Genomic DNA, 15764 nt, shown 5'->3' on the forward strand with positions numbered 1-15764 from the left:
GATCTTTCTCTCTATAATTTAGTCGCGACAAAGGAATAAAGACGACCAGCAGTGCGATCGCGCCAAGTATGAATATTACTAACCAATTTAATAAAATTGGACTGAGAGCTTAACCAACTAGCCAATTGCGAACCTACATATTTCTTTAGCTTATTGGCAATATTTTGTTGATATTGCGATCGCGTAATTGGTGCATAGTTAATCACAGATTGATAATGTCCATAACTAGTTTGTAAAGTTAAGCCCGTCTGTGAAATAGCATCGTAATACTGTTTAAGCAAGAAAGCATTTTCTCCACCATATAGTTGATGTAATGGATGGCTTTGCAAAAATATCTCTAAGTCTTGAGTTTGTGAAATAACATGTTCTCTAGTAGCAATAAATAATCCCTTTGGTCGCAATACTCTTGCGGCTTCCTGACAAAGTTTTGGTAGATTATCTGCGTGATGTAAAACTTGACGGCCATACACAATATCAAAACTATTGTCAGGAAATGGAAGTGACTCACCAAAACTTTGGATAACTTTAATGTCAAGATTAGATTCCTTAGCTAATTTTGCGATCGCTCCTGCTCCAACAATATCACTAGGATTCGGCTCTAGAGCTGTCACTTTACAACCTGCAATCGCAAAAGCATAACTAGATATGCCATTACCTGCACCTAAATCGAGAACATCACATTTCATCCAAGCTTTGGCAATATCAAAAACAGCCTGCCATTCCTCGCTACTTACAAATCGATGAGCCGCTTCCAGCACAGAGTCATCATAGTAACAAGCCCTTATTAAATCTTGGCGATCACTCTGAGATTTTAGCCATTGCACTGCTTCTTCCCAAGTCAATTGCTTATCGCTCATCTTCTGGAATCTCCCTGATTACTTTCGCTGGATTACCTGCAACTATTGTCCATGCTGGTACATCCTTAGTCACCACCGATCCAGCCCCAACAATTGCGCCTTCACCAATCGTAACTCCTTTGAGGATAATAGAGTTAAAACCAATCCATACTTTGTTAGATATTTTAATCGGCGCTATTTTGACATTAGCCCAGTCTTTTTTACCTAATTGCCAATTGACTACATCTTGCGATCGTTCAGAAAAAGATATGGCGTGAGAATTATGATCAACAACAGTCACTCCCCAAGAAATTAAAACATCATCCCCGATCTCAATTTTTTGAGCCGCAATTAAGGAGCCATTAATAAATGAACGTTTACCAATAGAAATCAACGCATTATCTTTATCAAAGCAGATAGCTCCATCTACTTGGCTGTGCTCATCAATGTTAATCACACAATTATCTTTTAACTGCAACCTACTCATACTAAAAGTTGAAGAAGGATGAATATTTAGACTTAAATTATTCTTATTTAGAAATAATATTATTAAGTTTTTAAGTTTTTTAAAATAAGACTTTATTTTTTGCATATTTATAAATCCTAGTAATCAATATAAATTAAATACGTTATGGATTAATATTCCCTTAATGAAACTAAGCCTTTGGATTATTATTGCTAACCATTTACCATAACGTTTTATTCTTTTACCCCCATAGCAGTAATCAAATACATAGGCATCCGCTAAGTTATCTCTAGCCATAGATGGAGGATGGACTATTTCCCAAATATCTTCTGTTTGCATATTTGCAAGCTGATTATCATGATTCGTATGAGTTGCGTTAGAGTTAAAGCCAATATTTGATACAAGGTTTACGGCAGGTGCGATCGATAATTCTTTTTGCATCCAACGAGCATAAAGCCACTGATAATCCCAAGTATTTGGTATACCATTGACAACTCGATCAAATATACTCGTCCAATATAATTTTTCAGCCCAGTCATCATAAATATAGTCAATTAGGTTGTTTTGTTTAGCCTCTGTCCAATTTTTTATGTCGCGATCATAGTATTGCCATGCCCGCCGCCAAGAAGCCCATCCCCAAATGCCACCATACTTAGAAAAGAAATAACTGTAATTAGTTGCATGATTATGAACCTGAAAATTATTACCACTGATATGCATTACCCTTGAGTCATGTCTATAGTATTCCAATAAAGTTTGGCAAAAGAAGAAAAAAGATTGTGTAGGTAGGCAATCATCCTCTAATATGATCGCCTCTTCTACTTCTAAGAATACCCAATCCAAACCGCTTGACACTCTAAGTTTACAGCCTAGATTTACATCTGAAAAGTTAGTCAATATTTCACAATCCCAATCAACTTTTTCAACAATACTTCTAGCTTGATTACATTTTTCTTGTTCTTCAGGGAACCTTGGTCCATCCGCAATAATTAAAAGTTTTTGAGGCTTTACTTTACGAATTATCTCAAAAACTCTAATACTAATATCGGGTCGATTGAAGATAAAGAAAGCTAATGGAGTAGTTAGTTGAGGTTGTAGCATAACCAAATATTTAGTTTATAGAATAATTTAAAAACTATTTTTCTGCCTCAGCATATATCGATTCATAATCTCTTTCAAATTTATCTATTAATGCATCAAACTTGCGAATATTTACATTTTTAAAACCTACACTTTGAAGTATCACTATTAAATTTTTAGAGTCAAACATATATCGATGATTACCATCCATATACGCTATATAATTAATATAGTCAATTTCAGAATTAAAGTTAAAAGCCTGAGGATATTTGCAATATTCTAGTGAATTAAAATCTCTAGGATTTACATAGGCATTTATATAAATGCTTGCATCTGGAACACAAACACTAAATTTTCCACCTTCTTTCAAAACCTTATAACAATTATCTAATAATTCAATTAAATCTTTATAATAAAAATGCTCCAATACATGAGAGGAATAGATTGTGTCAATACTGTTTGGAGGGAAAGGTAAAGGAAGTAATAAGTCCCAGTAAATATCACATTCTGTGTTTAAATCTAGTGTAATCCATTCATTTTTACCTTTTTTCGATCCTGCACCTATTTCTAACTTTATTGTGCTGTTTTGTCTAGATAAAACTATTTTATTTGCCTTGACCTTACTAGTATTCATAAGCTTCTTTGCACGCAAGTTTTTTAATTCGTTCCAAATAGCACTAGGAATAATTCTTTTAAGTAATGATTTAATAGTTACAGGCATTGCTAAAACACTAGACTTAATCCAAGAAAGTAATGCACGGGGATTCAACAATAAATCAATATTGCAGATAATCATTGACAAATTGTAAGATAGCCTTGACGCTGTGCTCTTATAAACATTCCTATTATCTTTACTAAGTTGATATAACAAGGGCTTCATTTGCTTTTGATAGCAAAGAAATTCTTCTTTCAGTAACCGAATAGTAGTTAGCATATCTGATGTTTCTGCCAAAGCTTTTTGTGTTGATATAGTAATAGCCATCATATAGTCTTGATACAATCTCGACAGTCTATCTTGTTCATTTTTGCCCCAACAGTCCCAGTGACATTCATTAAGTACAGTATGTATAAACCAATTTTTATTGAGAAATAAGCACTTATAATTTAAGAGTAAATCAGCAAAATAAATCACAGGAAAGAAACTGTTTTCGATGTGTTCATCCCAAAGCTGAAAGTTTATAAGTTTTGGATTGAAGAAAAGTCCAGTTAAAACGAAGCCGTTATACATATATTTAATTGAATTTACAGCATTTGGCTCGATTGTTGTATTTTTGCTGAATGGTTTGCACCCAATCCAATGAATAGATTGATCCTCTAGATAAGAATATCTAGGAACAAAGAAAGACCCGATCTTATTGTCTAAGTTATCTAGAGTTTGAACTATTTCCTTAAGACTATCGGGTTGTAGGCAATCATCATCAGTTAATATTGTGCAGAAATCAGCTTTTGAGGTAGCAACCATATCTCTTATATTAAGGCTCATACCCTTATTTATACTATTCTGCTCGAATCGAACAAAATCTTTAAAGGGTTTGATAATCTCGGTTATTTCCAAATCAGTTACATTCGGACTCGCGTCATCAACTATCAAAATCGTAATTCTATCGCTCAATTCTAATTCTTGAACCTGCGATGCGATTGAAAGTATAGCTTGAACAAGAGATGTAGGTCGTTTATAAGATGGAATCAGAAATTCTAAGGTTAGAGGCTCAAAAGCCAAAGATAATAATTCTTGTTGATGCATTGTTTTGTTTGAGGATGTCTCACTAAACTCGGTATAAGAAACAATCTAACTGTGAATCCATTCTTGTAATTGGTCTATTAGTAAAAGGAGTCTCACGATTAGTTGATTCCTTTATATGATAACGAAAACCATTATCTTCAAAATACTTAAGTATACTACCAAGCTGTTGTCTCTCATCTCTTAGAGAATGCCATTCAAAAAATAAGTGGTCTACGTATTTTACGATTAAGTCTTGAGCATGTATCAATACATCTGTCTCTGCACCTTCAATATCAATTTTCAAAAATTCAATTTTTCTATCTATTATTTTTCTTAAGTCTAAAGCTCTAACTTCAATAGTTTTTTCCTCTAATTCTAAACCTGAAGATAGGTAACCTCCCCAACTACCTTCCTCTTTGAAATGTAGGCTTTCTGAGTTAATCCAAACAGCAGAATTAATGCACTGAACATCACTAAAATCATAGGATAAAATATTCTGCGTAAGTACATTATAAATATTAGGATCAGCTTCAATCGCAACTATTTTAGATTTAGGATAAAGTTTTTTGAAATATATAACACTCAAACCAATATTAGCACCACAATCAATTATGTAAGGAGCCTGATTATCAGTTTTGAAGTCGTAAATATTTTTTAAAAATAGTTCTTTAGTCATCTCTAAGAAAGATGCATTATCTACGATATTCAGTTCTTTACCCAAGAAATTAACTTTTGCAAGTGTATATCTAGGAATTTCCTTAAGTTCCTTATAATCTCCAGAAAGAATCAAATCTTTTACTTCCTCATATTCAGAAAGACGAACTTTCTCTTTGGAGATTTTTTTAAACCCTAACTTAGTCAATAGTTTTCTTGGGCTAAAGTCTAGAAGTTTATCTATAGTAGATTTGCTATAAGTTTTTAATCTTCTAAAGCAAGCCTCTAAAAACTCTTTACTATTGTTTAAGTCAGAAAGCCATATTAGAAATGAATTGTATAAAACAAATGACGCTTTAATTCTACTCAAACCATATTTTAATCCTAAATGCTCTTCAACAAATTCTTGTTGTTCTTGGTTTATGGTTTCTGGCAACCTAGAAAACAGGGATAAGGCTTTTTTATAAGACTTTAATTCTTTATAGGAATTAAACAGTCCCATTTCAACATTGGGATCACCATAGTTTATGTAGATTGGCTCTGCTCCATAAAGTCCAAATGGGATGCCCATCTCAATCGCATAAAATGTATGAGAACCAATTGAATCTGATATCGCATAGGTGTGTTTTGACAGGATTCGATAGAACTTCTCAGTAAATCCCTCTTCCAAGCTTTTTCCAGCAGTGGTCACTTTATAACCTAATGCTCTGAATTCTCGATCTAAACCTCGATCAATATCATGGGTATGTAAGCATATAGTCAAAGGATTATATTTTTCAGGTAGAGCTTGTAACTCCTGATGGTATTCTTCTACAGATTTCTGCGAAACAACTTGCTTAGTGGAATGAGATAAAAAGAATACGGAACCTTGAGCGTTTTCACTCTGTTCAATATTTAAGGATTTACGGGCAAATACAAATGGAGAGGGTAATGTGTAGCATTGTTTTATTTTCTTCTGTTTGAATTTTTGGGTTTTAACATGCCAGTAAGAAAGAAATACAGGAGCATCAGATTCTAGTTCATGCTTTGCGGGATATTCATCAAATGGCACACCATGATCAATATCAACGCATAGCGGAAGGAAGCTAGGATAAAATCCATACTTTCTAAGCCATTTGCCAAATCCATAAATTTGTGATGTCCAATATTTTTTCATAATTATTATGTATATTATGTAATTGTTATTCCGCTATTGATGTTGAGCCATTGCTTGAAATTCTTCATTCTTTGATATCAATTCATTATAAGTTCCAAAGTCTGATATACGGCTGTTCTTCACTAGATAAAGCCGATCGCAGTTCTTTACAGTACTCAGGCGGTGAGCAATCATAATCATAGTTTTATGTCCGCTCATGGCTTCTAAAGCCTGCATAAACTCTCGCTCGGTGGTATTGTCTAGTGCCGCAGTCGCCTCGTCCATGATAATTACTTCTGGATTATGATACAGAGCCCTTGCAATGCCGATCCGTTGACGTTGTCCACCAGATAAACGAATTCCACACTCACCAACTAGAGTATCTAGATGATCTGGAAGGCTGTTTACTAACTCTTCTAACTGAGCCGCTTTGAGTGCAGCCCATACTTGTTCTTCTTTAATTTCATCAGTAGTTAAGCCAAAGGCGATATTATTGCGAATGGTATCGTCAGAAAGATAGATACTTTGAGGAATATACCCAATTTTTTGTTGCCAACTTTCAAGATTAGTAAGAATATTTTTGCCATCAACGAGGATTTCACCTTGGCTAGGTGTTAGTAACCCTAAAAGAACATCAATAAGTGTAGTTTTACCAGATCCTGATGCCCCGACAAAGGCGATCGCTTGACCTTTAGTAATTGACAGAGAAATGCCTGATAGTGCTGGATGAGAAGCATTAGGGTATTGATAATAGATATCTTTTAATTCAATTGAATTTTGAAATAGCTCCGAGGAAGTCTGAGAAGATGTGCCTAATGATATTGAAGTTGATATAGTTTCTAAAGATATGAGATCGTGGTGAACCAGATCGACTGCGTTTTTAGCATAGCGAATATTGGTAATTGTTGAGATAATGCGCTTAGCGGAGGGCATCAGACGTAAAGCCGCGATCGCAAATAACGACAGCATTGGCAAAATCGACTGAATTTGCCTACCTTGAAGTAAGCTAAAAATGACAATTAATAATACAGATCCAATCAACACTGTATCTATAAATAGGTTCGGCAATTGAGTTGCTAATCCCACAATTAGATTCGCTTTACCAAAGGCTTGTGCGCTTTTGGTAAAAGCTTGCAGAAAAAATATTTCTCTACCCAATACTTTAGTCTCTTTAATGCCACCTAAGCCTTGATTGACACATTTAATCATTTGACCACTTTGTTCTTGGCGAATTAATCCCTGTCCATTCATTTGCTTGCGGATAGTTTTATTGAGCCAAAATATTGATACACACAGAAATATGGCAGCGATCGCTGATGATAATGGTTCCGCGATCGTCAATAAAATCACGATGCAACTCATCACCATTAGCTCAGTAACTAGCGTTAACATTGGCACTAGCACACCATTAAAAATCTGTAATATTTCAGAGGTAATATTACGAACCAGTTCTGCAGAGTTTCTTTGTAGATGAAATGTATAAGGACTATATAGGTAAGCTGATAACAAACGATTGGATAAAGAAACTTGTTTTACATATAAAAAATGATATTGCCAGTAAGTAATTAAGGATAAGTAAATATTTTTAAATAGATATATAACTAGTAACATTGTACTAATCCACAACAAAAAAACTTGATTTGAAGTTGCTCCCAAGCGCTCATACAGCCAAACTAAAAACTGCTGTTGCTGAATAAGTTCAGGATTACTGAGCAAATTAACAAAGGGTGGAATCAAACCAACACCTAATGTTTCTAGCCCAGCCCCTCCAAGCATCAGTAAAAAGATGATCCCAATCTGGAATTTCTCTTGACGATCAAAAATATAAAATAACTTACCGAGTAGATTGTTGATCATTTTTTACGCAACTCTCATTCACGAAAACCATGATTTTTAAGTTGCTTGGGGCTGAAAGCTAATTCAGTCATAATTTTCTCCGATCAAATCCCATTGCATGGGCTGACCTGCTTTAACATCGCGCCCAATCTTCTTACCGAGCAGTATATCGTAATATTTTGGCAGCAAGCCTGAACCAGGACGAATTGCCCTTAGGTTCGCAGGTGTGAGTATATCTCCTGCTTTCATATCTTGCGAAATATAAAGTGATCGCCGAAATACTATAGATTTCTTTTCAGCTTCGGTCACACCATAACTAATTTTGCCCAACGCTTGCCATGCTCTTGCCGATTCAATCACCAACTGCTGCATTTCTTCTGGTTCCATCGAAAAAGCAGCATCTACACCACCATCAGCACGGCTAAGGGTAAAATGCTTCTCAATCACGGTTGCGCCGAGAGCCACACTCGCCACCGAAACCCCAATGCCCATCGTATGATCTGATAGTCCAACTTGCACATCAAATAAGTCTCGCAAATGAGGAATTGTCAAAATATTTGTATTCTCTGGTGTCGCAGGATAGGTGCTAGTACATTTGAGCAAAATTAGATCATTACAACCCTGATCCCTTGCTGTTCTTACTGTTTCATCTAGTTCAGCCACACTCGACATGCCTGTGGAAATAATTATCGGTTTACCAGTGCTAGCAACTTTGCGAATAAGCGGTAAGTCGGTATTCTCAAAGGATGCAATTTTATAGCATGGCACATCTAGAGATTCCAAAAAATCAACGGCGGTGGCATCGAAGGGAGTGCTAAAGCCAATAATGCCTAGTTCTTTGCAGCGATCGAATATTGGTTTATGCCATTCCCAAGGTGTATAGGCTTGCTGATAGAGTTTATGGAGAGAAGTCCCTTTCCAAAGGCTAGTCGGATCATTAATAAAAAATTCTCCCTCACTAATGTCAAGGGTCATTGTGTCCGCAGTATAGGTTTGGATTTTGAGTCCATGAGCGCCTGTTTTGGCTGCGGCTTCCACAATTGCTAAGGCTCTTTCTAGAGATTGGTTATGATTACCCGACATCTCCGCAATTATGAAAGGGGCATAGCCTGTCCCAATTTTTTGCCCCTGAATTTCAATTACTTTCATGAATAATTATCAATTTGATTTCAAAATTTTAAGGCTTTTCCAATTAAATTCCTTACGGGAGTATCCCAACCTCTATCTAATAAATATTCATATTTTTTACGATCTTTAAGACGATGAAATGAACCATTTTTATTTTGAGGTTTAGGATCTATGCTCCCTATTTTAATATCATTCCAATGTTTTTTAAATAATTCAATAGCAGTTGAAGTTAATCTATAATAACTAGTCTTTAGAGTATCATCTTCAGTAAAGAAAACCTCTTCTTGTACAAGGACATCACCGGTATCAATTCCAGAGTCTATATAGTGAATGCTTACTCCTTTTGGTGTATTTTCCAAGAAACTCCATAAGTTTGGATCTGCTCCTCTATTCCAAGGTAGAAATGATATATGTATATTAATTATCTTATTGGGGAACAATAGAATTAGAGCGTCTTTCAGAATATGTTGATATCCATAACTAATAACAAAGTCTATACCTTGAATGATTTCAGAACTTAAACTAATATTTTCCTCAGTAGTTATAACTTCATTATCATCCAACTTTAAAAAATTTATTAAATCTTCTCTATAAGGACTAAGCAGCAATATTTTCATAAGATTACAGTTGCTTATAAATAATTACTAATCGTAAAGTAACCAATTTTCATCTAACATTTGATCAAGATCAGCAATCGCCTCAAGCTTAAATCAAATCTGAATCAATCCCTAACTCACTCAACTTAGCCGCCAACTTAGCTGCTCTTTGTTCAGCCTGATGTTGAGCTTGTTCAGCCTGATGCTTGGCTTTCCGCATTTCTCTGGGGCTAAGTAATTTGGTTTCTGACTTGAGGGAATAAAACCGCATCTCACCATATAAAAACCGATCTAATACTTAGGCTAACATACTGGTCATTTCTGAGACAACGCGCCTTGCACCATTGCCATCAACTAATTCCCGTCCTTTTTTACTCATGGTTTCACGTTTACGGAGATCGCTGATCAATTCCTGCAACACCGAACCAATCTGCACAACAGTTACATCTTTGTGCCAACCCAGATTGATGATTACACTTTGTCGATCTAGTTCCGCAGCTATCGCCTTTTGATTATCTGCTATGGTGAACACGAGACTAGGCAAACCCATAAATGCTAGTTCCCAACTAGTTGCTCCACCTGCTGCGATCGCAAGATCAGCCCAAGCCATCACCTCAGGCATATTGCTAACATTTTGTTGCAAAGAGATTACTAGGCTTGAATCGGCAATTAATTTCTGTAAAATCTCACAATGAGGATTACTGCCTCCAATCACAACAATGACTTCTAAATCATCTCTATTTAAACGATTTAAAGCTTGAATTACTTTAAATGTCACATTATCAGGATCACTTCCCCCCAATGTAACCAATATCTTACGAGCGATTGGGTTTATTTCTCTTTGCAAATTTTGCCATTGCCAAAACTCTCGTCTGAGTAAAACATAGTCAGTACCTAATAATAATTGAGTATATATTTCTCGACTTTGATATAAATCTTTGTGAGCCGAAATATTTTGGTTTAAGACTAGATCGGCATAGTAATGCTCTGCGTGACCATAATCATCAAAGACTAATAGTTTAATACCAAAATCCTTGATATCTTTTTGATATTTTGTCCCAAAGTGATAGCCATCTACAACTATCCATTGAGCATTAAATTTTTGAGCAAAATCTACAGTTTGATTCACATCATCATGGCTTCCAGTTGCAACTAATAAATAAACAACTTGTATTCCTTCCGATATCAATCTATTTTCTAGAGAAGAAGATTTATTTGCTAATACAAATATGGCTTTACCACCTTGATCTTGCCATACCTGCGCTAATGCCAAGCAACGCATCACATGACCTGTACCCATTGTAGTAGAAGCGTCAGCACGAATAACAAGCTTCATCTTATGGCTTCCTTGCAACTAACAACATATTTGAAGATAAATTATTAGCAGATAAAAAATTCTGAAATACTTCTTTATGACTTTCCCATTCATCTATCAAAATATGCTTCAGAAAAGGTTGATTACTAACATCAAAATGCCCAGCAATAATTTGGTTTCGCACTAATTCAGCATCTAGCTTGCCAGGGGTTTCTCTTTCAATCACCTCAAATCCACAACTCTCTAACAACTTACTTAGAGAATTAATGTTAAACATATTGAGATGTTCGTTATCAACGGCACTTGAATGCTTACCTAAAGTCAAGATATCAAAGCCTTTAGAATTTGGACAAGTGAGTACAAATATACCGCCACTCACTAGCAAACCATAGCATTTTAATATAAATTCTCTGGGACAAAAAAGATGTTCAATCACTTCAAAATTAGCGATTACATTAATATTCTCTTTCCCAAAATCAACTTGTTCTATGGGTTTTTCAATAATTTCTATACCTCGATTTCGACAGGTTTGAGCTAAATCTGATGTTGGTTCAACGCCAACAATGCGATTGAAAGTTTGTGTTTTCTGTATTTCTTCACAGAAGATACCAAAACCTGCACCCACTTCTAATAGAGTGTGAGTCGTTACATTGAACTTTTTACAAATGTCAAGCACTTTTTGAACACGTGGTTTAAAAATTTTCTCGCGCCTCGCTGATTCGGAAGCTGGAAAAATATATTGATTCCAATAAGCATAGTTTTCTGAATGACTATAGTACTCATCCAAATGTTCTGGTCGAGGACGAGGGCTAGCATAATTGGTCTCACATTCATTGCAAGCAACAAACTGGATACCATATTTCTCATATATCTTATGATGATCATGAGAGCCACAAGCTGGACAAGGAACTATGATGAAGTTGTGTTTGTGTTTTAACAGTCTCTCAACGTCAGCAGCATGTCTTTCAGCTTGCCCCTCCATAAGTTCATTTGGACGAATTTCAGATTCTTTTAGCATAATCTATCTCCTTAATACTCCATTCATATCTTTAAGATCAATCTTGATATTAGGCTTACGATAAAACAAAACTTTGTATCCCAATCAACTCATGGATAACCTTTGCCAACTGTGATGTACTTGGCCTCTCGATTATATTCGAGCAAGCTGGTAGCTTCAAAAATGCTTGGTAATTTTATAAAATCATTTTCAATTAATTGATTATAGTTATTCTGCATACTCCAGCCGTTAAAATGCCATTGATTAGGCTCAATTTGATTCCAGAACTTAGGATTGCGGTGTTGATCGATCATAAATTGAAGCGATCGCGGTGTAACTCCAAGCCATTCACAGAATTGATTTAGATAAGCCAAGGGTGCTAATTCATGTTTACGCACAAGGGCTAGACCTTGATCACGAGAGAGCCGACCAAATCGAATCTCCCGACAAGCATGATCGGTAACTTTGGAGTAGCCATGTTTATAAAGTTTTAATAGATCATGAAGATCCATATAATTGAAGCAATCGACATAATCATAGCAATCAAAAGTTCGATTAAAAGATGCTGTTTGGTAGTCATATTCACGCATCATTTGTTCATGTTGAGATTTAATGTCCCAACGCACATAGTTGCCAAGGTAGATACCGCGCACACCGATAGTATGGATATCTTGGTCACTAGGATAGCGGTACTGCCAGATATCTTCTTCTTTAAGAATGTCAAAAGCAGATAGAAGTTCATCGGCTTCCTGTCCCATTAGATCATGATCTTGGCGATAGCGGCGCGTCATTTCGACTTCATGAGTGTGGGAAAACATGCCAACTTGTTCTAATCCTTGATGTGCGCCCCAAATTATTAGAGGAATTTGATAACGCACTGCGGTCTGGACTGGAAAAACAGTTTGACCTGCTAAGATCGACCAATAGATACTGCCGAAACGTCTTAAAGTGGTACGAGTTATTTTCTTGACGGAAATAGGATTAACGTTCTGATATAGAATATCGCAATTAAATTTAATTCTGAGATTGGCTAGATTACGAATCCCTAATGGTGTATTGAAATATTTATTGTAGGTAACTAAAAGCGGATTTAGCCTTAGCCGTTCTTTGACTAAGTAGACTATGTAGTAAGAATCTTGACCACCACTAACAGGCACAATGCAGTCATAATTTTTCCCATCGCGATTACGATATGATTCTATCTGGCGCTCTAACAACTGCCAACGGGATTCCCAATTAAGAGTATCTTTCTCTTCATGAATGCGACATCCAGAGCAAATTCCATCCGCATCTAAGGTTAATCCCAAAGGGTGAGTAGTTGCATAGAGACAGCGCTGACAAAAGTACATTTTAGAGTAAATTTCAGACATTGGTTAATAGAGAATATTTTGCCGCATAAATAGGATTACGAATCTGTTCAGAAGCGATCGCCTGTTTATATTTTTGGATTGCCTGTTCCTGATAATTTAGAAAATTACCGACTGCGATCGCGACAATATTCGACTGAAGCAATAATTCTGCCATCTGCACGGGTTCACTCACCCCCCCAAAAGCAATTATAGGAATATTTTGCAATGGAAATTTTTCAACTAGATTTGGCTCAAAACCGTTAGCTTGTCCTTCATGTAACCAGTCTGAAATAAGTATCTCGGAAATTATTCCTGATTGAATGGTTTCTAAAAGCTGAGTAGTGATCGTCATTTTCGTTTGAGTGCGATAGTCAAACCATGCCAATTTACCATCCTGCCAAGATAAAGGCAGAGAAGCAATTACTGCTTGCGCTCCTAATCTCTCTGATAAATGATGTACTTTCTGAAGATCATCATGCAATAAAGCATCCACCACAAGGCGATCGGCTCCATAATGAATTACTTTAACGGCATCAGCAACATTACGAATCCCACCACCATAGATTAAGGGAGTTGATAAACCAAGTTTACCAATACTTTCCAATAAACGAAAATCAGGTTCAAATTTTCGGCGCGATTGATCAATAACCTGTATCAAAATTTCATCAGCACCCCAGCGATCGAGATTTTTAATGAGACATTCAGGATTGCCCAATGGTAAATAGCGATTGTAACCAAAGGACTGCACTGCCCAACCATCTTTAACTGTGACAACTCCGATCAATCGCTTTTTTAGCATCAAAGAGACCCATAATCAGATTTTTAAGTAGCTCTCGTCCAGCGACTTGACTCTTTTCTGGATGGAACTGTAGTCCAACTATACTACCACTGCGGATCACGGCGGTAATTGTTTGCGAATGTTGGGCGATCGCTATTTTATATTTATCTGCGCCTTGATAGGTAAATGAATGATTAAAATAAAAGGCTTGGGCATTACTAGATTGAATCAATGAATCCTGTTGCAAACATTGAATTTCATTCCAACCAATATGCCATTTTGATGCTGTGAGCGGAACAATCTTTCCCTCAATTAAATCCAAGCCTAATGTGTAACCAAACTCATAGGAAGCAGTTGTTAGTAACTGCATACCCAGACAGATCCCAATCATCGGACGTTGCATCTCGCCTTGCTGTTGTAGATAACTGACTAAGCCGCAATCACGCAGTGCTTGCATTGCCGATGGGAAAGCTCCTACCCCAGGCAAAATCAGGATGTTAGTACGATCTAACACCTGTGGGTCAGCACTAATTCGCACCTTAAAGCCCATACTTTTGAGGCTATGCATTACCGATGCGTGGTTTCCCATGCCATAGTCAATAATTCCGATGCTCAGATGAGTCATAGCCCCACACCAACTTGAAATTTACGATTAATCGTTCCATCTGCTTCTAATGTAAACAAGGTTCGATTTAAAGAAGCATGAACCTGTTCCCAAAATTCAATAACCGAAATCTTTAAGTAGTCACAATATTCTTTGATGTATTTCTCATCACAAGCATCATCATATTTCTCTACCAACTTGATAGCGTCTTCACGACTAATTCTGCCTAACCGAATTTCTTCATTTACATAGTCAGTTACTCGACCGAAACCGTACTTATAATATTTGATTAGCTGATTCACTGGGGTAAAATCCTCATCGAGAGCAGTTACTCCATACAAATCACCAGTTTTCTCTACGCCATCAGAACGTATTTCCAAACCATTTCCACAGGAATAAGTCGCATTATTTACCAGTGACCAATCTCCTAAGAACCATCCCAGATAGACAATTTGCAAATTATATTTATCAAAATCCGAAACTTTAGGATATATGTAGGGTAAAATTTCCTTTTCTAAATAACCAAATTCTATCATCCATTCAAACCCACTAGAAAGAGTGTTCATGTAACGAAGATTATTACCATCGTAACCCTTACGTCCTAATGTCTTCATGTCCCCCAGTTGTAAGCCTGGATTTTCTCCCCACATAATTAGATGGATGCCATATTTAATGGCAATTTGGGGAACAGAGGAAAAAAGAGCCATTTCTGTTGAACGGAATGAGTTTGTAAACCGATGAAACCCATCTTGTTTAAGCTTTTGCCAAGTTTGTGGAGCAGGAGAACTAATAACAACATCAAAGCCAAGATTTATTAAATTAGAAAGGTTATTAACTCCCCGTTCAGTTACTTGTTCAGGCGGATAGGTTAAACATACTAATAATGGATTAATCTCGAATTTATCTCTTAGAAAGAGTGCTTGGCGAGTGCTGTCTTTCCCACCACTAACGCCGATAATACAATCGTGATACTGCCCTTTTTTTCTGGGATAACTTTTAAAAATATCTGCAAGTATTTCATACCGTTCTTGCCAATCTACTTCCTGTAACGCTTCATAGTAGTTACAAGCAGGACAAATCCCCTTAGACGTAAAAACAGTATTAGGTCTTGTATTTGGCTGAAGACATTGCTGGCAGTAATTCATATTATTAATTCTAAACAGCTTTTTTGATTTGCAATTCCAGTTATTTCTCTCGATTAAAAACTATTAGGACTTATGTAGAAACACCTTAAAAAACTTGTTTGTAGAGTTAATTCATGAATTGC

15 protein-coding genes are annotated in these 15764 nt (G+C 36.2%); all 15 read right to left on the reverse strand.

The features are described 5' to 3' along the window. Positions 1-11 precede the first annotated feature (11 nt). On the reverse strand, positions 12-857 hold the full coding sequence (locus B9G53_RS14835) for a class I SAM-dependent methyltransferase (protein WP_094533614.1): 846 nt from the start codon (positions 855-857) through the stop codon (positions 12-14). Continuing rightward, positions 847-1428, reverse strand: a complete 582-nt coding sequence (locus tag B9G53_RS28850; protein WP_094533617.1) for a DapH/DapD/GlmU-related protein — start codon at positions 1426-1428, stop codon at positions 847-849. The genes B9G53_RS14835 and B9G53_RS28850 overlap by 11 nt, the downstream gene beginning before the upstream one ends. 18 nt (positions 1429-1446) lie before the next feature. After that, positions 1447-2403, reverse strand: coding sequence for a hemolytic protein HlpA-like protein (locus B9G53_RS14845; protein ID WP_094533619.1), 957 nt, complete (start codon positions 2401-2403; stop codon positions 1447-1449). 34 nt (positions 2404-2437) lie between these two features. Further along, positions 2438-4126, reverse strand: coding sequence for a glycosyltransferase (locus tag B9G53_RS14850; protein WP_094533621.1), 1689 nt, complete (start codon positions 4124-4126; stop codon positions 2438-2440). Positions 4127-4148: 22 nt separating this feature from the next. After that, entirely contained in the window at positions 4149-5915 is a 1767-nt protein-coding gene (locus B9G53_RS14855; protein WP_094533623.1) for an FkbM family methyltransferase, read from the reverse strand. 33 nt (positions 5916-5948) lie between these two features. Further along, positions 5949-7751, reverse strand: coding sequence for an ABC transporter ATP-binding protein (locus B9G53_RS14860; RefSeq protein ID WP_094533625.1), 1803 nt, complete (start codon positions 7749-7751; stop codon positions 5949-5951). Between the two features lie 63 nt (positions 7752-7814). After that, the gene (gene pseI / locus B9G53_RS14865) at positions 7815-8879 is read right to left on the reverse strand and encodes a pseudaminic acid synthase (protein ID WP_094533627.1); all 1065 of its coding nucleotides are present in this window, start codon (positions 8877-8879) and stop codon (positions 7815-7817) included. Between the two features lie 20 nt (positions 8880-8899). Further along, positions 8900-9475 carry a formyltransferase family protein gene (locus B9G53_RS14870; protein WP_094533629.1) on the reverse strand — a complete coding sequence of 192 codons (576 nt, stop codon included), beginning with the start codon at positions 9473-9475 and terminating at the stop codon, positions 8900-8902. Between the two features lie 88 nt (positions 9476-9563). Beyond that, the gene (locus B9G53_RS27445; RefSeq protein WP_176453228.1) at positions 9564-9725 is read right to left on the reverse strand and encodes a hypothetical protein; all 162 of its coding nucleotides are present in this window, start codon (positions 9723-9725) and stop codon (positions 9564-9566) included. Positions 9726-9752: 27 nt separating this feature from the next. Then, entirely contained in the window at positions 9753-10790 is a 1038-nt protein-coding gene (pseG, locus tag B9G53_RS14875; RefSeq protein WP_094533631.1) for a UDP-2,4-diacetamido-2,4,6-trideoxy-beta-L-altropyranose hydrolase, read from the reverse strand. Between the two features lies 1 nt (position 10791). Then, on the reverse strand, positions 10792-11787 hold the full coding sequence (locus tag B9G53_RS14880; RefSeq protein WP_094533633.1) for a bifunctional 2-polyprenyl-6-hydroxyphenol methylase/3-demethylubiquinol 3-O-methyltransferase UbiG: 996 nt from the start codon (positions 11785-11787) through the stop codon (positions 10792-10794). An 89-nt stretch (positions 11788-11876) separates the two neighbouring features. Further along, positions 11877-13136 (reverse strand): N-acetyl sugar amidotransferase, encoded by a 1260-nt coding sequence (locus B9G53_RS14885; protein ID WP_094533635.1) that lies wholly within the window; start codon positions 13134-13136, stop codon positions 11877-11879. Continuing rightward, the gene (locus tag B9G53_RS14890; protein WP_094533637.1) at positions 13129-13914 is read right to left on the reverse strand and encodes a HisA/HisF-related TIM barrel protein; all 786 of its coding nucleotides are present in this window, start codon (positions 13912-13914) and stop codon (positions 13129-13131) included. The genes B9G53_RS14885 and B9G53_RS14890 overlap by 8 nt, the downstream gene beginning before the upstream one ends. Next, positions 13877-14518 (reverse strand): imidazole glycerol phosphate synthase subunit HisH, encoded by a 642-nt coding sequence (gene hisH / locus B9G53_RS14895; protein ID WP_094533639.1) that lies wholly within the window; start codon positions 14516-14518, stop codon positions 13877-13879. The genes B9G53_RS14890 and hisH overlap by 38 nt, the downstream gene beginning before the upstream one ends. Then, on the reverse strand, positions 14515-15642 hold the full coding sequence (locus B9G53_RS14900) for an N-acetyl sugar amidotransferase (RefSeq protein ID WP_094533641.1): 1128 nt from the start codon (positions 15640-15642) through the stop codon (positions 14515-14517). Before B9G53_RS14900 ends, hisH begins: the two co-directional genes overlap by 4 nt. Positions 15643-15764: the final 122 nt, after the last annotated feature.

The organism is Pseudanabaena sp. SR411, assembly GCF_002251945.1.
Classification (GTDB): Bacteria; Cyanobacteriota; Cyanobacteriia; order Pseudanabaenales; family Pseudanabaenaceae; genus Pseudanabaena.